Annotated in this window: 19 protein-coding genes; 12 read left to right on the forward strand and 7 right to left on the reverse strand. The window is 52.4% G+C overall.

What is annotated here, in order from left to right; genetic code table 11:
• The 7 genes from ftsZ to ACLQMU_RS02865 all read left to right on the forward strand — a co-directional run.
• A partial coding sequence (gene ftsZ / locus ACLQMU_RS02835; RefSeq protein ID WP_443673528.1) for a cell division protein FtsZ occupies positions 1 to 996 on the forward strand: 996 nt, incomplete at its 5' end.
• A gap of 6 nt (positions 997 to 1,002) precedes the next feature.
• Positions 1,003 to 1,209 carry a protein translocase SEC61 complex subunit gamma gene (locus tag ACLQMU_RS02840; RefSeq protein ID WP_422150000.1) on the forward strand — a complete coding sequence of 69 codons (207 nt, stop codon included), beginning with the start codon at positions 1,003 to 1,005 and terminating at the stop codon, positions 1,207 to 1,209.
• Between the two features lie 12 nt (positions 1,210 to 1,221).
• Positions 1,222 to 1,746: a transcription elongation factor Spt5 gene (locus ACLQMU_RS02845; RefSeq protein ID WP_422150001.1), complete on the forward strand. Its 525-nt coding sequence runs from the start codon at positions 1,222 to 1,224 to the stop codon at positions 1,744 to 1,746.
• 480 nt (positions 1,747 to 2,226) lie between these two features.
• Positions 2,227 to 2,694 (forward strand): hypothetical protein, encoded by a 468-nt coding sequence (locus ACLQMU_RS02850; RefSeq protein WP_422150002.1) that lies wholly within the window; start codon positions 2,227 to 2,229, stop codon positions 2,692 to 2,694.
• A 220-nt stretch (positions 2,695 to 2,914) separates the two neighbouring features.
• Entirely contained in the window at positions 2,915 to 3,583 is a 669-nt protein-coding gene (locus ACLQMU_RS02855; protein ID WP_422150003.1) for a flavodoxin family protein, read from the forward strand.
• A gap of 16 nt (positions 3,584 to 3,599) precedes the next feature.
• Positions 3,600 to 4,445 carry a DUF169 domain-containing protein gene (locus tag ACLQMU_RS02860; protein ID WP_422150004.1) on the forward strand — a complete coding sequence of 282 codons (846 nt, stop codon included), beginning with the start codon at positions 3,600 to 3,602 and terminating at the stop codon, positions 4,443 to 4,445.
• Positions 4,438 to 5,220, forward strand: a complete 783-nt coding sequence (locus tag ACLQMU_RS02865; protein WP_422150005.1) for a DUF169 domain-containing protein — start codon at positions 4,438 to 4,440, stop codon at positions 5,218 to 5,220. Before ACLQMU_RS02860 ends, ACLQMU_RS02865 begins: the two co-directional genes overlap by 8 nt.
• A 27-nt stretch (positions 5,221 to 5,247) precedes the next feature.
• Here the strand turns inward: ACLQMU_RS02865 and ACLQMU_RS02870 are convergent, their stop codons facing one another.
• Entirely contained in the window at positions 5,248 to 5,880 is a 633-nt protein-coding gene (locus ACLQMU_RS02870; RefSeq protein ID WP_422150006.1) for a class I SAM-dependent methyltransferase, read from the reverse strand.
• A gap of 177 nt (positions 5,881 to 6,057) precedes the next feature.
• Between ACLQMU_RS02870 and ACLQMU_RS02875 the strand changes: the two genes are divergently transcribed.
• Positions 6,058 to 7,833, forward strand: coding sequence for an MFS transporter (locus ACLQMU_RS02875; RefSeq protein WP_424040865.1), 1,776 nt, complete (start codon positions 6,058 to 6,060; stop codon positions 7,831 to 7,833).
• Between the two features lie 113 nt (positions 7,834 to 7,946).
• Here the strand turns inward: ACLQMU_RS02875 and ACLQMU_RS02880 are convergent, their stop codons facing one another.
• From ACLQMU_RS02880 to ACLQMU_RS02890, 3 genes are all read right to left on the reverse strand, one after another.
• The gene (locus ACLQMU_RS02880; RefSeq protein WP_424040867.1) at positions 7,947 to 8,696 is read right to left on the reverse strand and encodes an SDR family NAD(P)-dependent oxidoreductase; all 750 of its coding nucleotides are present in this window, start codon (positions 8,694 to 8,696) and stop codon (positions 7,947 to 7,949) included.
• Between the two features lie 408 nt (positions 8,697 to 9,104).
• Positions 9,105 to 9,848, reverse strand: a complete 744-nt coding sequence (locus tag ACLQMU_RS02885) for an ABC transporter permease (protein WP_422150009.1) — start codon at positions 9,846 to 9,848, stop codon at positions 9,105 to 9,107.
• Positions 9,848 to 10,765, reverse strand: coding sequence for an ABC transporter ATP-binding protein (locus ACLQMU_RS02890; protein WP_422150010.1), 918 nt, complete (start codon positions 10,763 to 10,765; stop codon positions 9,848 to 9,850). The genes ACLQMU_RS02885 and ACLQMU_RS02890 overlap by 1 nt, the downstream gene beginning before the upstream one ends.
• A 38-nt stretch (positions 10,766 to 10,803) precedes the next feature.
• On the opposite strand from ACLQMU_RS02890, the gene ACLQMU_RS02895 reads away from it, so the two are divergent.
• A complete protein-coding gene (locus ACLQMU_RS02895) occupies positions 10,804 to 11,514 on the forward strand; it encodes a GNAT family N-acetyltransferase (protein WP_422150011.1) in 711 nt (236 codons plus the stop codon).
• 375 nt (positions 11,515 to 11,889) lie between these two features.
• Here ACLQMU_RS02895 and ACLQMU_RS02900 read toward each other — a convergent pair whose 3' ends face one another.
• From ACLQMU_RS02900 to ACLQMU_RS02910, 3 genes are all read right to left on the reverse strand, one after another.
• Positions 11,890 to 13,638 (reverse strand): SulP family inorganic anion transporter, encoded by a 1,749-nt coding sequence (locus ACLQMU_RS02900; RefSeq protein WP_422150012.1) that lies wholly within the window; start codon positions 13,636 to 13,638, stop codon positions 11,890 to 11,892.
• A gap of 250 nt (positions 13,639 to 13,888) precedes the next feature.
• Positions 13,889 to 14,236, reverse strand: coding sequence for a HepT-like ribonuclease domain-containing protein (locus ACLQMU_RS02905; protein ID WP_422150013.1), 348 nt, complete (start codon positions 14,234 to 14,236; stop codon positions 13,889 to 13,891).
• Positions 14,233 to 14,523 carry a nucleotidyltransferase family protein gene (locus ACLQMU_RS02910; RefSeq protein WP_424040870.1) on the reverse strand — a complete coding sequence of 97 codons (291 nt, stop codon included), beginning with the start codon at positions 14,521 to 14,523 and terminating at the stop codon, positions 14,233 to 14,235. Before ACLQMU_RS02910 ends, ACLQMU_RS02905 begins: the two co-directional genes overlap by 4 nt.
• A gap of 627 nt (positions 14,524 to 15,150) precedes the next feature.
• Between ACLQMU_RS02910 and ACLQMU_RS02915 the strand changes: the two genes are divergently transcribed.
• From ACLQMU_RS02915 to ACLQMU_RS02925, 3 genes are read left to right on the forward strand one after another with little or no spacing between them, the layout of a single operon-like run.
• Positions 15,151 to 16,557, forward strand: a complete 1,407-nt coding sequence (locus ACLQMU_RS02915; RefSeq protein ID WP_424040871.1) for an Eco57I restriction-modification methylase domain-containing protein — start codon at positions 15,151 to 15,153, stop codon at positions 16,555 to 16,557.
• Between the two features lie 9 nt (positions 16,558 to 16,566).
• On the forward strand, positions 16,567 to 17,349 hold the full coding sequence (locus ACLQMU_RS02920) for a hypothetical protein (protein ID WP_424040872.1): 783 nt from the start codon (positions 16,567 to 16,569) through the stop codon (positions 17,347 to 17,349).
• A 9-nt stretch (positions 17,350 to 17,358) separates the two neighbouring features.
• Positions 17,359 to 19,689, forward strand: a complete 2,331-nt coding sequence (locus ACLQMU_RS02925) for a DUF2254 family protein (protein ID WP_443673529.1) — start codon at positions 17,359 to 17,361, stop codon at positions 19,687 to 19,689.
• Positions 19,690 to 19,857 lie beyond the last annotated feature (168 nt).

Here is a 19,857-nt window from a genome sequence, read left to right on the forward strand (position 1 = left end):
CTCAAGACCGAGATCACCGTGATCGGCTGCGGTGGCAGCGGCTCCAACACCATCACCCGCATGATGGAGGAGGGGATCCACGGCGCCAAACTTATCGCCGTCAATACAGATGCCCAGCACCTGATCCGGACGCATGCCGACCAGCGCATGCTGATCGGCCGGCAGCGGACCCGGGGCCTCGGCGCCGGCTCCATCCCGCAGATCGGCGAGGAAGCCGCTCTCGAGAACGAGCAGGACATACGGGCTGCCGTCTCCGGCAGCGACATGATCTTTATCACGGTCGGCCTTGGCGGCGGCACCGGGACCGGCTCTGCGCCGGTGGTAGCGAAAGCTGCCCGGGATGAAGGCGCGCTCACGATCGCGGTGGTTACCCTGCCCTTTGCCTCCGAGGGTGCAATCCGGATGGAGAACGCGGAAGCCGGCCTCGAACGCCTCCGGGATGTGGCGGATACGGTCATCGTCGTCCCGAACGACCGTCTGCTCGAAGTCGTCCCCAAGCTCCCTCTCTCCGCGGCATTCAAGGTGTCCGACGAGGTGCTCATGCGGGCGGTCAAGGGAATCACGGAACTCATCACGATGCCGGGCCTCGTGAACCTGGACTTTGCCGATGTGCGCACGGTCATGGAGCGCGGCGGGGTCGCCATGATCGGGATGGGCGAGAGCGACAGCGAGGACAAGGCAGCCGACTCGGTGAAAAAGGCGATCCGTTCCCCGCTTCTGGATGTTGACATATCCGGTGCGACAGCTGCGCTCGTGAACGTGGTCGGCGGCCCGGATATGACGATGGCGGATGCCGAAGGCGTCGTGCAGGAAGTCTACTCCCGCGTCGACCCGAACGCCCGGATTATCTGGGGTGCGCAGGTTGACCCGACGATGCAGAACAAGATGCGGACTCTGCTTGTGGTCACGGGCGTACGGTCGCCACAAATATATGGTCGCAATGAGAAGCTTACCCCCAAAGTACAGAAACAGTATGAGATCGATTTTCTCAAGTGAGCAGTTATGGAAATTTCAAAACCTGATATCAAAGTAGACGTGCACGAGGAGTTATTCCGTAAATACTTCCGTGTCCTCAAACTCGCGCGCACACCCACCCGGGAGGAGTTTTCCAAGATCGCAACGGTCGCGGCAGCCGGCATTCTCCTCATCGGGCTGATCGGATTTATCATCTACCTGTTCTTCGAACACAAGAAACTCCTGGGATTTTAGATCCTGATTGCCATGACTCCGGAACCTACACCCGTATCGCCGGCGCCATCGGTCCCCGCCACACCCGAGGTCTTCAATAACCGTATCTTTGCCATCAAGACGACCTCCAAGCAGGAGCGGACAGTTGCCGACAATATTTTGAAGGCAATCGAGACGAAGGCGACAGACATCAAGGTAACCTCGATTATCGTCCCCAACGAACTGCAGGGATATGTCCTTGTCGAAACTCCCGAACAGCGCAACAGGATCGAACAGCTGGTGGAGATGATTGCCCATGCCCGCGCGGTTGCAAAGGGCCAGACAACGCTTGCCGAAGTTGGGCATTTTCTGATCCCCAAGCCCGTGGTTGCCGGTATAGACGAGGGTACCATCGTCGAGCTGATTGCGGGACCGTTCAAGGGCGAAAAAGCCGTAGTCAAGCGTGTCGATTCGGCAAAAGAAGAGATCACGGTCGAGCTGTACGAGAGCGTCGTCCCGATCCCGATTACTGTCCGCGGCGATAATGTCAGGGTCGTTGAAAAAGTCAGCGACCGGTAATCTTTTTTATATTCCATTACCCCGCGTGAACATGTAGTGCCAACCTGACCGGTCCATGAAGAGAACCCGAAGGGACTCCCCGGGATTTTTAGCCCGCTGGACCGTCCATCCGGCACCACAGATGCAGAATGAAAGTGACTCACCTCAAGCAGGAGAGACCGGGGATCATTCCTTATGCGTTACGCACCATAGCCATCTGAACTTTTTCCTGATTATCAATGAACCATGGGGCACAGTGCCGCAGTGAGCACAATAAAGGCGCAAGGCGCCGGACTCAAAAACAGGGCCTTACAGGATCCGGTACCATGACGTTGCCGGTGCCACCATGCCGGAACAGGCGGCCGGACCGCTCTTCCTCGTGTTTGTAACTAACCGTTAATAAGCAACAAGTTTAATATTACAAAATGTAATGTATACATTACAAGATGCAGGTACCAGCTCAGCCCGCATCTCAAACCCGTTCCTCTGGAGGATACCGGAATGAAACCAGGAAAGATCAAAATCATCGTAGTTCTTGCCGCGGCACTCCTTGTTGCCGGGGTGTTAATCGCAGGATGCACGCAGGACACCGGCAGCAGTTCAGGCTCTGCCGCAAACAGCCAACAGGGTTCGCCCGCCGGCACAGGAACCAGCCCCTCTTCGGGTAACGGCGGGTCACCGGGTAGCAGTTATGCTGCCCACACCGGTAACGGAAGCCGGCAGTACTCCGGGCAGGGTTTCCTCACGAACGACACCCTGCTAAGCGCGGCAGCCACCCAGCTGGGTGTGTCTGAACAGGACCTCAAAAATGCGCTGACCCCGGTAAACGGGACCCGCATGAACCTCACCAGCGCCGCACAGCAGCTCGGCGTTACCCCGCAGCAGCTCCGGTCAGCACTGGGCTTCCCCGCCGGGGGTTACCACGGCAACCGGACCGCAGCAATGGCGACGCCGGGATCCGGGCAATAATTTTTTACGGTTATCCGGGCCCGCAGTTTTCCTGTTATGAAAGATGGCAGGCTATATCGCCATCGCCAGCGTGTGGCAGATATCAGGAAAGACGTGCCTCCTTTGACCCCCCCCTTAACAAGAGATTTTCTCATCTGGTTTCCTTCACCATGCCCGATGGTCAAGTCAATACATTTATTATCATTATTCTCCGATTCCCATCCAACAGGAGCGATCAAACATGAAAGTCATTGGAGTGAATGCAAGTCCCCGGGGAAAGGACAGTAATACTCTCCGGCTGGTGAACGCCGTACTCGCCGGGGCGAAAGACGAAGGTGCAGATACAGAATTTATCGATCTCTATACGCTGCGCATAGAGTATTGCACGGCCTGCGGGACCTGCTATGCAACCGGGGAGTGCACCCTGCTCGACGATTTTTCGGATCTCTTTGACCGGATCATGAATGCCGACGGGATAGTGCTTGGCGCCCCCAATTATATCGATGCCGTGCCCGCCCCGATGAAAGCGCTCTTTGACCGTATGGCGGATGCCATCCACTGCCAGATGCTCACGGGAAAATTCGGATGTTCGGTCTGCACTGCCGGGGGGAGCGGCGAGTCTGAAGTTGTCGGGTACATGAACAAGGTACTTGCAACGCTTGGCGCGAATATCGCCGGGGGGATTGGGGTTGCGATCGGGCGGGACCCGAATGCACTGGGAAAAGCCGAAACAGAAGCCCATACGCTTGGAAAGACCCTGGCCCGGTCTATCCGGGGCGAACTTACCTATCCCGAGCAGGACGAGATGCACCGGCAGAAACGGGAGTACTTCTGCCAGCTCGTCAAGTACAACAAGGACCGGTTCGCCCACGAATACGAATGGTACACCCAGATGGGCTGGATGAAATAAAACGGGGGAAGCGGGCATGAAGAGCATCACCGCTGAAAAACTCCGGCTTGAGTACGAACCTGTGGCACTCCTCTGGAGCAATACAAAACCTGAAGGTGCACTGCAGATAAAACCTCACGGTCAGACCTGCATCATGCCTTACTTTGCGCAGGTTGCAACAAAGGGAAAAACCGCGGTTTTCGATCGGGAGACTTATGGCTGTCCAGGCGCCCGGGCAGGTCTTGGCTTTGGCAATGGGTACTACGATGCTTTCGGTGGCGCAGGTGTTGATTTCATGTCCGCTTTTTTTGTGAAAGGAATGGAGAGCAGCCAAAACCCTGAGGCTTATTGCGCAACCGTGCAGCATATCCCCGAGCGGGAACGGGCCAAGTTCCTGCATGGGGAACGCCTCCACAAAAACACGGAGAAGGCAAAGCGGTTCATGACTGCCGAGCTGCCGATCATGGATATTGCCGAGAAGTACGTAATCTTCACGCCGCTTGGCAAGGTAAAAGCCGGCGAACGGCCGGTCGTTGTGGTGTTCCTGGCCGATCCACTCCAGATCACCGGGCTTGTCACCCTTGTCGGGGCTATCCGAGAGGGCACCGATCCCGTACGGGTCCCGCCCATGGCTGCCTGCCAGCAGATCGGGGCCTTCGTGTATGACGAGGCGAAAAAGGATCGTCCCCGGGCAGTGCTCGGGTACACGGATCTCGCCGCACGGGCAAACGTGGGAAAGAACATCCCGATGAACATGTTCACGTTTGCCGTGCCGTACTCGCTCTACGAGGAAATGGAAGAAGAGGCAAAAGACGGCGTATTCGACGGTCCGATCTGGAAGGGGCTTGCCGGGAAAACCGAAAAGGAGGACAATCATGACTGAACCGGATTTCAGGGAGATCGGGGCGAGGCTTGCGGCAGCGTTCAGGCTGAAGACACGCCCCCTTGCAGTGTACGGATCGGATGTTTTGCCGGAGGGCATTCCGCCCATGGCCGGGGTAAACCGGTGTTTTGCGGTCACCCTGTACCGGATGGCGACGGGAAATGCCGTGTCAGCAATCTACGTCAGTGCCGACACCAGCGAGGGCTGTTGCCAGGGTGGGCTCTACCATGTGGGATTTATCCCAGTGCCCGATGAGATCAAGTATTTTGTATCGACCGGCAGGAAAGATGTCCGCGGCGGGGCGGCGGAGTACCTGAAGGCAAGCCCGGAGCTGGTCGAGCGTTGCACACTTGCTGCAGGACCGATCCACCCGCCGGGGAAATACCTCGTCGTCCAGGCCTGCGAGGCCCTCCCGGATCCCGGGCCGTCCGTCAGGTCTATCTGCTGCTTTGGCACGGGCGAACAGATCCGGAACATGGCGGCACTCATTCATTTCGACCGGGACGACCCGTTCTCGCCGGTCCTTGTTCCCTGGGGATCTTCCTGTTCGACCTTTATCACGTTCCCGGCACGACTCGCCCAGAACACGCCGCATGACACTGCATTCATGGGCCCGCAGGATCCCACGCAGAACCACTCCCTCCCCCCGGACATGATGGCCCTTGGTATTCCCGCAGAAATGGCCGCACGGATGGTAAAGAACCTCGACGCATCGTTCATCACCCGGCGGCCGCAGGTGGCCTTCCCCCGCCATGCGGCGCAGCAGGACAGGTAAACAAACTCTTTTTTAGGGGTAATGATCTCAACGCCGGCTGGCCAGAAGGTACACGGCCCGGTGCGGCCCGAATTTACTCGTGATATCAACAGTCTTCAGCTCCCGGATGTCAAAATACGGGGAGGTGAGCTCCCGTATCTCGGATTCCGACGAGAAATAGAGCGTCGTCCCGATCCGGGTCGTGCGGTATTTCCCGCTCCCGCCGAACTGGGGGTCGCTCTCATCAAAGCAGACCGAGAAGTACAACGCTCCCGGGTTGGTGATTTTATGCACATTCCTGATATACGCCTCCCGGTCTTCCGGGAATATATGGTGCAGGAGCTCCCAGTCATAGGCAAAGTCAAAAGTACTGGTCACTTCATGGAGGTCGCCGAGGAGGTCTGCGACAACAAACCTGCACCGGGCCCCCCGTTTTTTTGCATGTTCCTGTGCGATCCGGATCGCGGCAGGGGAGCTGTCGATGCCCGTGACATCGAACCCGAGACCGGCAAGATAGATCGCATAGGTGCCGGCACCGCAGCCGAGATCAACGGTCCTGCAGGGCCGGACAATGCCCTCCTGCACCAGATTTACCAGCGCATCGGGAGGGGTCTCCCTGTACCAGGGAATGGCATCGAGGGGTAGTGTCTGGTAAATCCTGTCGACATCAGCGTATTTCATGCATGCCGCCTCTGTGGAGTGATCGACCGGGGGAGGTTTCAAGGTTTCCCTCAGGCCGGTCGTACCCGCTTCCCGTCAGGGAACTGCAATTATTATAGTTCTCTACGCCCCATGCTGTAAACTGTATTTTACATCCTCCGGGAGATGCCCGGAAGGAGCCAGGAGCAGCGCAGCCGCATGGAAACAACCCAGGTACCGGATACCCTTGCAGGGGCCGCGAAAAAGGGCATCGATTACAAGTGGGTTGTCCTGTCGATCACGACCATCGAGATGTTCATGGTATCCGTGAACGGGAGCATCACCCTCATCTCGCTGCCGGCGATCTTCAACGGCATCAATATCGACCCGCTCACCTCGTTCCAGTACCTGATCTGGGTGCTGATGGGGTACAGCCTCGTTACCGCCACCCTGCTCCTCTCCTGCGGCCGGCTCTCGGATATGTACGGGAGGGTAAAGCTCTACAATCTCGGGTTTGCCATCTTTACGGTCGGGTCCATTCTGCTGTTTCTTACGCCGGACAAGGGCAGCGCAGGCGCCCTTGAGATTATCGTGTTCCGTCTCGTCCAGGGTGTGGGGGCCTCGTTTACCTTCTCCAACAGCGCGGCCATTCTCACCGATGCATTTCCTCCCGATGAACGGGGCAAGGCGCTGGGGCTCAACACCATCTCCTTTCTGTCCGGCCAGTTCGTGGGCCTGATCCTCGGCGGCGTCCTCGCGTTCTATAACTGGCGGTACGTGTTCCTTGTCAGCGTGCCGGTCGGGATCCTTGGCACCGTATGGGCTTATCTGAAACTCAGGGAGACCCCGCTTCCCAGACGGGCGCGGAAGATCGATGTGTGGGGCAACATCACCTTTGTTGCAGGGCTGACGACCTTCCTGATCGGCATCACGTACGCACTGCTCCAGTACGGGACTGATCCGATGGGATGGGGCAACCCGTGGGTCATTTTGGCGATTGCCACCGGCCTCCTCCTCCTTGCCGTCTTCCCGATCATCGAAAGCAGGGTCGAGGACCCGATGTTCCGGCTCAACCTCTTTAAGATCCGGGTCTTCTCGCTTGCAAACACCGCCGGCTTCCTGAGCGCCCTCGCCCGGGGCGGCATGTTTTTTATTTTGATCCTGATGCTGCAGGGCATCTGGCTCCCGCTCCACGGGTACAGCTACGAGTCCACCCCATTCTGGGCCGGGATCTTCATGCTGCCGCTCACCGCCGGTTTCGTCGTCATGGGCCCGCTCTCGGGATGGCTCTCGGACAAGTACGGCTCCCGGTGGTTCGCCACGTCCGGCCTGCTCCTGATCGCCCTTTCGTTTATGATCCTCGCCGCACTGCCCTATGACTTCGATTACCCCATCTTTGCCATCGCACTCCTCATCATGGGCATTGGCAATGGCATGTTCGGGTCGCCGAACATTGCATCCATTATGAATGCGGTCCCTCCCGAGGACCGGGGTGTTGCCTCGGGCATGCGGTCGATGCTGCAGAACAGCGGGATGGTCATCTCGATGGCACTCTTCTTTACCATCGTCATCGTCAGCCTGACCCATCTCTTCCCCCCGGAACTTGCGACCTCGCTTGCGAGCGCCGGGGCGCCGGGTCTTGTCGCACCCATGAGTACTATTCCGCCGACGGGAGCGTTATTTGCCGCATTCCTTGGATATAACCCGGTCCACACCATCCTTATCAGCCTGCCCCTGTCAACTGTTGCCGCAATCAGCCCGGCGACGATAACAATCCTGACCGGCACCACCTGGTTCCCGACAACGCTCGCGCATGCCTTCATGCCCTCGCTGCGGATCTCCTTCTACATCGGTGCCCTGCTCTCCGTCATAGCGGCGGTATTAGCCTCAATGACCGGATCCCGGTTCGTCCACGAACTCCAGGGAAAGGAAGGGGAAAAAGCAGGGAAATCTCCGGAAACCGTGGAGGATACCGGCCTCGATATCACCGGGTAATTTCCCGGCGTTTTTTGTATCCAGGGTGGGGGCCGATTATTACCTGCCACCAGGTGTTGGTGCTTACGAACAGTTCTCGAACGACTGCAGGGCACCTTACCGGGTCCCCCCATTCAGGCTCCGCTCCCGGGCGCTTTCATCCAGTCGTGGGAAAAGATCTCTGGCTCGCCGCTCACGATTCCCCCGACAATCTTTTCTGCAACAAATTCTGCAGAATCCGGCGGGTACCGGCCGGCCGGTTCGCGGTTATCTTCAGGCTCCGGAACCACATGTATAGTGTTTTTCTCGAAATTGGTGCGGGTGATATACGGGTAAACGACAGAGACGACAATCTTATCGGCCTGCAGCTCCAGCCGGGCGGCAAGGCTGATGCCGGCGAGAGCCCGCTTGGACGATGAATACGCGCTCATCCCTGGCAGGTTCATCAGTGCAGTGCCGGAGCTGATGTTGATAATCGACCCTCCGCCCTGCGCCCTCATGCACGGGATCACCTGCTGCATGGCGACCAGCGGGCCTATGACATTCAGGTCATAAATATACCGGAATGTGCCGATCCCGGTTTTTTCCACCGGCGCATCGTATCCCTGCCCCGCATTGTTGATGAGGATGTCGATCCTGCCAAACTGCTTCATCGCTGCCGCGACCATCTTTTTGATCTGCGGGATCTTTGTCATGTCAGCAGGAATGGGCCGGGAACCGGGCAGCTTACCGGATAATTCTTCAAGCGTCTCCTTCGATCGCGAAACAAGCCCGACCCTGACACCGTTTTTTGCGAGGAGCCGGGCGGTCGCGAGGCCGATACCGGAAGAAGCACCGGTGACAATTGCCGTTTTTCCGTGTAATTCTGAAAAATCCGCATCCATGGTTTTCTCACACCCTGTCCCAGTGGGGGCATACGCGAGTATGCTCCCCGGAATTATTAGAGTTTTTGCTCTGTAGAAAACTTTTTTTTTTAGAGACCCCCAAAGAGGGCGGGGGCCTAAACGATGCCTTTGTATTACCTGCAAAAGAAACATCCATCTTTTTCATCTTTGTGTTGCAGGTAATACGGCACTATCGCAACCGGGGGATGCCAAAGCGGCGGGGGCTTTAGCCCCCAAGAGCGTACGTACAAATCTCATTTTAGGATTTCTCCAGGGCCAGAGTTTTACCCGGGGTCTGTCCATGGCTGCTCCACTCATATGCCTTTGACACAGTTCCGGCGCCGGAGGGCGGATATCCGCCCCGGGATATATGGGGGATTTACCCGGGTGTTCTCTCGGGTCCCTCTCCTAGATCCCTTTTGAGAGGTTATACTGCTGGATCAGTTTTGCCGCCGCGACGAATGCCACGATGACTATCCCCAGGACAACAATATCCATGACCGGAGAGTAAACCGCAGTGTCGGTGATCGCCCCGTTGAACAGGTCGACGAGGTAGGTGAGCGGGGATATCTCGTTGGTCCACCTCCAGCTCCCGAGCTGGCTGAGCGGAATGAAGATGCCCGAGACAAAGATCAGGGGCAGGCGGATCAGGTTGGAGACCATCATCACGTTCGAAGGGTTGCTCATGGCCGGGGACGAAAGCAGGGTCCCGAGAGCCGCAAAGGTAAAGCCTCCGAGGATGAGCGTGACCGCGAGGAGCAGGGGATGGGCGAGGGGCAAGTGGAGAAGAAGCGTGCCTGCACTCCAGACGATCGTCGTGATAACGATCCCGAAAAGTGCCCCTGCAAGGATGTCGCCAAGGATGATACTTTCCAGCGTTACCGGCAGGGAGAGAAGGCGCTCGTACGTCTTTTCCCGTTTCTCCCACGGCGTAATGAGCGGGCCGGTGGAAGATGAGGAAAAAAACAGCATCATGCCAAGGAATGCCGGGAAGAAGAGGACGAGGTTGAGGTTCCGCCCGATAAAGAAGGTTAAAAACATCAGGAAGGGAAACAGGAGACCGAAGATCACGACCGCCCCCTTGTAATAGTAAATCCGCATATTCTTCTCGGCGACCAGAAGGACGCTCCGAATGAAAAGCCGGAGATCCATCACGCACCTTCCGTAAGCTGGACAAATGCCTCTTCGAGCGTCGGGCTCGATGTCGCAACCGAGATAATTTTTAAGTGTTCCCGTTCGGCAAGGGTGGCAAGGTATTTGACGGCGGGGTCCGGGTCATCGGTGTACAGCCGCCACTTGTCACCGTGGGACTCCACTCGCGAGAATCTACCGGCTTCCAGCCACTCTCTTTTCACCAATTGATCGAATGCGACCTCCACGTATTTTGCGGTATCGAAGGTCTTTTTGAGTCTCTCCGGGCTGCCCGTTGCCACGATCCTGCCTTTGTTGATAACGCTGATAACCGTGCAGAGCTCGTTTGCCTCCTCGATGTTGTGCGTGGTTAAAAAGACCGTGCTGCCCTCGTCGTTCATCCTGCGGATTGTATCCAGCACAAGCCGGCGGCTGAACACGTCCAGGCCTCCCGTGGGCTCGTCGAGAAACAACACCGGTGGCGAGGGGACGATGGCGCAGGCGATGCTGATCCGCTGCCGCATTCCCTTTGAGAAGGTGCGGACAATGTCATCCTTGCGTTCGGTGAGTCCCAGGTACGCAAGGATCTCCTCCGCCCGTTTTTTGCGGGAGGTACTGTCCATGCCGTAGAATTTCGCCGTCCAGAGAATATTTTGTTCGGCAGTCAGGTCGGAATAGACCGTGCCGTTCTCGGGAATGATCCCCATCTTCAGTTTGGCCTCGAGCGGGTGTCGGCCGATATCGATCCCGCAGATGCGGGCAGAGCCGGCATCCGGTGTCAGAACACCAGTAAGCATCCGGATGGTGGTAGTCTTCCCGGCCCCGTTCGGGCCCAGAAAACCAAAGATCTCCCCCTCTTTGACGGCGATACTGACATCATGAACGGCGTTAAAAAATCCAAATGATTTGCTGAGATTATCCGCTTCAATAATGTCCATGTAAGGTTTCCTGTACAATCGTTACCGGCCGGTATCATATGAGGGTATCTCTTTGTTCGCGGGGCCGCCCCGTAATCGCCGGGGATTTTTCACTCACCGCCAGCATTATACGATGCCGGCTCGAAACGATCACCAGTACAAAAAGAGCAACGGTACCCGGCGAGCCCTCTCACCGGTATCTTCCCCGGGACATCGCGATGGTCTTCTCCCTTCCCACACGACGACTGATCTTAGAGGATATGAACGAGCGCGATCTCGCATCCGTCGGGCGCATAGCCTGCGACCCGGGTATCATGAAGTACGTGCTCATCTGGCTGGAGAACGAGGAGCAGGTCGCCGGTTTCGTGCGCCACGCGATCGAAGAGGCTGCCCGGCGCGACCGGCAGGGCTACATCCTTGCGGTCCGGATCCCGGGGACCGGGGATTTTGCCGGCTTCGTGCTTCTTGAGATCGATCCCACCCAGCCGACCACCGCCGAAATAGGATGCATCCTGAGGCCGGAGTACTGGAAGAACGGGTACGCCTCGGAGATCCTCCGGGCGCTGCTCGCGTTCGGATTCGGACCGCTTGGCCTCCACCGGGTGTACGGGAAGTGTGACGAGCTCAATGCCGCCTCGGTCCACTGCCTGGAAAAGGGCGGCCTCGTGTACGAGGGCACGCTCCGCGAGCATGTCTGGCTCCGGGACCACTGGCGCTCGACCCGGTATTACGGGATGCTTGCCGGGGAATATTCTCCTGATGTTACCTGATCCTGCAAAAAAGAGGAGGCTTTTGAAAGATCCGGATGCCGTGGGACATAAAAAGATCCGGCTTATTTTTTTCAACATTGATCAATATATGTGCAGGACCCACAATCCCTGCAATCATGTCGGCGGTTCTGCCCGGCAAAACCTCGTTGGATTACCGTCATGCTTCCACAGACAGGACAAACCGGATGCCCCGATATAATAAATCCGGAAAAGCGGCCGAGATATTTATACAAAATATTTGCTGACATGCATTCCTCCGAACCTGAATCACGCTGGAGTGTTGTCAGTCTTCAAAATCTAAAAAGGATCCTTTGATTGAAATTTATTTTTCACTAAAACAATGGCATTATCTCATGGCAATTTAAAAAAAAAGTCCTACGGCATCCCCGGTAATTTCTGGTAGGCAACCATCACATCCTTGGTGAACTCGAAGATATGTTCCATTCCAATCAGATCGACCAGTTTGTCCCGATCCAGCTGGCGCATGACCGGCTCTTCGACCGCGCTCATGACGAGCACGACACCCCGTTTTCTGAGTTCCCCGTGGAGCTGTTTCAGTGCTTCGGAACCGGAAAAATCGATATCCTGTATCGATGATGCAGACACGCACAGCCATCTCAACGGGGGCCTCGCGGTATCTGCGATGTCAAGAATCTCGCTGGTGAACCGTGCTTCATTGGCATAATACAGGTTTGCCCCGAACTGGTAGACCGCGAGTCCCGGTGCAGCCTGCTTCCCGGATTCGACAGGATGTAACGTCCATCCCCGCGGCGATTCAACGAGAAGGAAATTGAGGGGCCGGTAACTGTGGCGGAGATGGGCAATGGTCGAGAGCACGATCGCAAGGGCGATGCCCCACCCCACGCTGGTAAAAACCACGGTCAATGCCGTGATGAGTGCCACCATGAATTCAACAGGACGGCGGAAGAAGAGGCTGTTCATGCCATTGACATCGATGAGGTGGACCCCGATGGTGAATACAATCGTTGCCAGCACGGCACCAGGCAGATAGGAAAACGGCCCCGCGAGGAACAGCAGCACGACGATTACCACGCCAAGGGTGACCACCTGTGCAATCTGGGTTCTTCCCCCGGCACTGTCCACCATCTCGGTCTTTGTGGGGCTCCCGTTGACAACGAATGTTCCGGAGATCCCGGCTGCCACGTTGGAAAGGCCGAGACCGACAAGGTCGACATTCTCATCGAATTTTTCTTCGTATCGCGCTGCGTATGCCCGCGAGGTCGCCGCGCTCTGGGCAAGAATCACTACAAAACACGCGGCGGAAACGCCGAGGAGGCCGGGGATCTGGCCGGGTGACACGGCAGGAAATGCAATCGCGGGAAGGCCGATAGGGACCTGGCCGATCATCGTCACGCCGAGGCTGGTGAGATTCAGGGCCCAGCTGACGATGATGGTCCCGATGACCACGAAACAGGGCCAGGGTATTTTTTTCATGAACCTGCCTCCCGCCATGATGATGACAAGGACAACGGCTGAAAGAAGGATCGTTACCCCGTTCATCCGGGGGACTTCGCTGGTAAACGTCGTGACGAGCTGGGGGATGGGGTTGAACACCGCGCCCGGGACCCCGAGCATGCCGGGGATCTGGCTCAGGGCAATCTGGACTCCTACGCCGGTCAGGAACCCGATGAGCACCGAGCGAGAGAGGAAATCGGCAATGAATCCGAGTTTGAAGATACGCGAAAGGATTAAAAATCCTGCAGCAAGCAGCGCGACCATGCCGGCAAGGGCGACATACTGGGGAGATCCCGGCAGGGCCATGGTCACAAGGGCAGTGGCAAGGATTGCGGCAGTAGCGGAATCCGCCCCGACCACGAGGTGGCGGGACGACCCGAAAAAAGCGAATACGGCAAGGGGTATGAGGATGGTATACAGCCCGGTAACGACCGGCATGCCTGCGATTTTTGCGTACCCCATCACTTCGGGGATGGCCAGTGCCGCAAGGGTGATACCCGCAATAATATCGAAGGGCACCTGGGATCTTTTGACCGGGAGGATCCCCTGGAGAACGGGGAATTTCCCGGTTTTCTTTTTGATCTCTTCGGACGGTGGCATCATGTTCCCCGGGACAACGGATCGCTCGCAGTCTTTCGTACGTGCCACCGCTTTTTAAGAGTAACTCTTTATGATTCGGGAGTCTTCTGCGGAGAGTTCCTGTATGTCATTACGTCATGTGACTTCATTTGGTTCTCCAATATTGTCTTACGAGATCCCGTTTGTTTTGTCCGGACCCGTAAGAACTGCATCAACCTGCATGAAGAACCGGGCGATGCATGATCTCCTTTAGCTGTCCTTGTCCGGATCTGATTTTCCGGGTCAGGGTGTGACAGGGTACCGCTGAATCGTTGTTATCTTATCGCGAATATTCCCTGAGGATACCCGCAATCATGTCTTTCGTCTCTGGAATATTTTTCGTTGCAATCTGGTAGATCACTTCATGATCCACGGCAAAATAATGGTGGATCACCTTGTTTCTCAACCCGACGATTGTTTTCCATGGTACTTCGGGATGCCTGTTTCTGATATCGTCCGGTACTGCCGCCGCAGCTTCCCCTATTTTTTCGATATTGCGTTCCACGGCATCGACAAGTTGCTCCTGTCGTACGAATTCCTCATAGGAAACCCCGGCAATGTAACGCTCTACTTTCTCCATTGCTGCAAGCATCTCGGAGAGATACAGCACCGGGGAACGGTCACTCATGCGTATTGTACCTCGGCAAGGATTGCATCGCGGATGAGCGGGTGCAGGGAGCGTTTTATGACGAGATCGACCTTGTGGTGGAGGCGGGATTCAAGGTAATCCGAGAGATCGACCAGTTCCCATCCGATGGGCCGCCCGAGTTCAACGATAATATCGATGTCGCTCTCGGGAGTTGCCTCGCCCCGGGCATACGACCCAAAGACGCCTATCGCGGTGACGCCGTATTTCTCCCGGATCTCCGGCAGGCATTCCCGGAGAACGGCCCGTATGTCCTGGATCGATGTCATGATCAATGAAAAGATGATTGTTTTTCACATAAAAAAAGGCATGGCCGATTCCGGAGTCCTTGCCCGTTTCATGAAACAGATTTAAACAGGCCGGTTTTTTCGACTGGAAATGTGTATTCCCGCTGGACCGGGCCCGATCGGGTGGGGTATACTCTCAGCTCCTCATGCGGTCATGGGGAGTACTGACCGACCCCCTCATTTCGGGGAGCATCGGGTCAGGATTTTATGGGGGGTCTGAGGGGAACTTTCTGATCCCCTGCAAAAAGGCCCGCCCTGGAAATTTCACATTATAAATTTCCCCCACTGACCCCCCATTGTCTTCTTCATTTTCCGGCAGGTTTTTGCACACTTTTGAAAAATTTTCCGATGGAAAATGAAACAGAAATGAGGAATCAAAATGCATGGGGCGGTGTGGGGGGGTCAGTGGGGGTATTTTGAAGGAACCGGGGTGGGGACACTCATTGTAGTCGGGAACCTGACATCAAAACAGAGCGAGTTTTCCCCCCCGATGGAGGTTGCTCGGACACAGTTGGTGGGAGATTACCCAAACTAATACTCATTTACTTTCACCCTTCAGTCCGATATCCTTAATACTCCCGATCCTTCAGATGTAATTAGGAAATTCTCATGAAGGGATTCGTTCCAACGCCACCGTCCATTGTCGATCATATGGTGGCGAAACTATTTGGAAAAAAATTCCCGAGCCCTAAAGATACTCTTCTGGATCCCGGCTGCGGGAAGGGAGCGTTCATCGAAGGAATTATCCGGTGGTGTGAAAAAAATGACCGGGAACTCCCTCGCATTACCGGCATTGATTCTGATCCAAAACACATCGCGGTCGCTCGCGAAAAATTTTCAGAATTCCCGTCAATACAGATCAGGAATGAGGATTTTCTTCTGTATGTTCCTGAAAAATTTAAATTTATTATTGGCAACCCGCCGTACGTTCCTATTACCGGACTAACGGATCAGGAAAAAAACGTATACCGCACTCTGTTCCAATCAGCAACAGGCCGGTTCGATCTCTATTTCCTTTTCTTCGAACAGGCATTGAACTGTCTCGAAAAAGGGGGAAAACTGGTCTTCATAACTCCGGAAAAATATCTCTCGGTAAAAAGTGCATCACAGCTTCGGATTATTCTTTCGGGGTACAGCATCAACGAGATTGATTTGGTCCACGAGCAATCCTTCGGAAATCTCGTTACATACCCGGCAATAACCACAATAACTCATAGAAAATCCGATGCACCAACAGCGATTATTTTCCGTGATGGTCAGAAAAAATCTGTTCAATTACCGAGAGATGGGACATCTGCCTTCCCGGCCCTCTATGGTAAACCAAAAGAGAAAGCCGGTTATTGCACACTTAGCGACCTGTGTCTTCGTATCAGTTGTGGGGTCGCAACAGGTGCGGACGCTGTCTATGTTCACAAAAGAAACAAGATCGCATCGAATCTGAAAAAGTATGCATTTCAGACAATAACCGGGAGAGATTTATCATTCAATTCTTCGAAGGTCCAGTCGGATCTCGAAATGATTGTGCCCTATGAAGCGAACGGAAAATTAATTCCGGAAAATCAGCTTGGGGCATTGAAAACCTTCCTGCTCATGCCGGAAAACCTCGCCCGCCTGCTGAAAAGGACGTGTGCTGCAAAAAAACCTTGGTATGCCTTCCATGAAAATCCGCCTCTCAACCAGATCCTGCAACGCAAAATCCTCTGCAAGGATATCACGGATACGCCGTTCTTCCGGATTGATTATTCGGGAGAGATTGTTCCCGGTCATTCAGTATATTATATCATCCCGAAGAACCCGGAACATCTCGAAACTCTTCACGATTATCTTAATTCCCACGAGGTCAGGTTGTGGCTGGAATCGAACTGCCAGCATGCGGCGAACGGGTTTCTCCGGTTGCAAAGCACAATATTAAAACAGATCCCCGTCCCATTCAGCATTCTTGAAAATGACTGGTTATTAAGCCAGAAATTCCCCCATCTTCACGCGCCTGAAAATTCCGTCGAGATCGCCGGGTAAACGGATGATATGATGAAAACGCCCTTTGATGAAGTGATTGACCATATCGTAACAGAACACTATCACAATCATCGTCAGGAGACTCATTCAGATCTCGTCAGCCAGGGGATATTCCGGGATCTGATGCAAAAATGTCCGGAACTGCGGCATGATATTGATAATCACATCGTCCAACATTGGCTAAATGTTAAATCTCCAACAAAACGTGGAAGAAAGATGGATCTGCTCATAGGTGAGCCAGATGCCTCTGGCAATCCCGATCTCCGGAACGTCAGAATATGTATCGAAAATAAATCGGTCATCACCGCTCACCGGAACCGCGACGCGAGATTCGATGACCTTTACGAAGTATTACAGGATCTCCATGGAATAAAATCCGAGATCATCATGGGAGCCACCGTCATGGTTGGGATGGCTGAACGGGTACTGAACATCCCTGATGGGGTTAAATCCCATTTCAAGAAGAGGGCCCGCGAGTTTCAGGGCACCGTTGTGCCGCGATTATCTTCGGGAGATCAGAAATTATGGGATGATTTCCCGGAGGATATCAGTGAAAACCGGGCGAACGATCCTGTGCAGACAATGAAAAAGTTCCAAGCTCTTCCTACCCGGAAGATTGGGCTTACGCATGTGAAGGGCTATGATTACATTCTCTATGTTCCGGTTTTCATCGACAATGTGAACCCCCCATACCTTGCCCGTGAGAACAATCTGGGTATCGATATCGATGCAGAGTACCAGAAGATGCTGAATCAGATTTGTTCGGCATACCGGATGAGATGGCATTTGTAGGATTTACTGATGAAACAGGATTTAATTTATCTCTTTAAACGAGCGGGAATTTTTTTATTTTATTATATTAGTGTCATTCTTATATGCGGAATCCTGTTTTCACATTTTAACTTTGCACCAACAAATATTGAGAATGAACGTTCTTTAATTAGCACAATAATTCAAAGTCAAGCTACAATCATTTCGATCGTAATTACTCTTTCTTTAGTAGCTATCCAAATTACCGCGTCACAATACTCTTCAAAAATTATTGACTATATTAAAAGACATCCTGATTTTTGGATTCTGACTGTAATATACATAATTTCAATCATTTATGGTTTAATAATTCTTAGAACACTCAGTCTTGATAACGTTAACTATTTCTTAGGAATCCCATTGGATAGTTATATTTCGTTAGAGCTTGGGATTGCGATTTACTCTTTGATTATTCTTTTTCCCTACATTATCACAACGACAAATCTGCTAGGCGCAAATGTTATTATTGACGAGCTTTCTAAGAAAATTGACAAAAAATCAATAATAACTCAAAATGAGGATTTTAACTTCTATTTTACAATTATCAATTCGTCAATGTTAAAAAATGATCTAGAAGTTACTACGTATGGCCTTTTTAAAATTAACAAGATAATAATCCCTATTTTTAAAAATGCTTCGCGTGATGAGATAACACAAATCAATATTGCGTATGACGAAAAATTGAGAGAACTTCGAAGTTTAAGTCAAAAAATGAATTTTGAATATATCACCGGATATGTATGCAATTGTCATTACGCTGTTGCCAAAGAAGTGTTGGATGATGATTTACCGTTACTGTTAGATTCACAGATATCCGAGTTATGCATTATTTCAAAGCAGGCCATTGAACAAAATTCAAGTTTAATATTTACTACCTCGAGTTTCTTTTTGAATGAAATTGCAATAAAATCTTTAGAAAAAAAGAGAGAACCAGAATATGAACGGGCGTTAGAAGCACTTCCGATTCTGGGTCAATTGTGTATAAGTTACAACAATCTAGGTATTTTTTCTTCAGTGATTACCCAGTTGAAAATACTCGCGTTTTATCAAATAACACATGGAACAGACCGAGACGTAGCTAGAGTAATCGTTAAAATTGGTAATTTATTGGATGATGTAGGCGTACAAAATTATTTCGTGTCGCTTTCATTCTTCTCAGATGTTTTTGGGGAAATTGAAAGCGAGATAATTACAAAGAATAAAGATTTCAGGCAATCATTGAGTTTTCTCTCTCATCACGAAAAAAAGGTAAGTGAATTCGCGATCCTCGGATCCCAAATTATAGTCTTACAAAAAAATATTACAAATCTTGGGAAATTATACAATTATTCGAGAGAAACAAAAAATGATGAGTTATCCACAATTATTATTGCATATTTCCATAATATCCTCACAAAAGGACTAAAATCCGAAAATAGGGAAATTATAATCCTTTTTATGATCCAAGTACAGAAAAAAATTGCAGAACTCTATATAAAGCAAAAAGAATTCAAAAATTTCAGTCTATATATTGAAACAAATCGGACAATCGCTTTGTATCTAATTGAAAACTATCAAACGGATATATTGTTCGACCTAATTAACAATCTCGGAGATCTTGAGGAAAGTCTTATCGCTGATAATTTTGATGATGAGTCCGTTCAAATTACGAACCTGCTCTATCTTATCGGTTACCAAGGAATAGAAAAAGATCAATTTGATCTCACTTTTATCGCACCGATAGAGCTTTTGAAGGAAATGGATTACGATGTCTTTGCCGAAAAATTCTCACAAAAAAAATCCCCCATTGCGACGGTTGTAAAATTACTCCATACGGAAGGAGTTGCTGCGAGTAACAAGAAACTCGTGAAAACCACAAAAGCTATTGTAATTTTTTTGGTTCGATTGTACGCCAGATGTGCTAAAGACGGTTATTTCGAGGGTGAAGAAAAAATAAGTTATTCCATAATTGAGATTGGTTCAACCTCATTTGAAACCGGATTAATAGAAGCAGCAATTGGTGTTATTACCCAAATTGATCATCTGCTGAAATTTGCGGAAATAAAAGAACCATACGTTACACTTCCTGAATTAATTCGAATTGATGTCGGGTTTAGCTGTTTAGCTATTGAGAAAGAAATGATGGATGTTGCAAAATTATGTGCGATACAAATCACCAGTATGATACCAAACCTTGAGGAATCTCAGATAAATGTCCAATTGGATAGAATATTTTCCAGGCTAACCGATATAAAAGAACAGGCAACTTTCACGCAATTTAGAGAGTTATACCAACAAACCTTATCTGAAATGCATAGTCACCCCTCGCCAGAAAAAAAATAATTTCTTAAAAGTTGTTAGAGGCCGAGTTTTAGTTTACCTGTAATCACTAATTTTTGACTCCTTCAGTACAGATATAATTATTAAAATTTCGGGAATTCATTTCCCCCCCCTCGCCCACGATCACCTTTATCTTCCTTCCCAACAAAATTAACAGACCCAAGCTCGGAA

Origin of the sequence: Methanoregula sp. (assembly GCF_052325125.1) — an archaeon.
Lineage (GTDB): Archaea > Halobacteriota > Methanomicrobia > Methanomicrobiales > Methanospirillaceae > Methanoregula.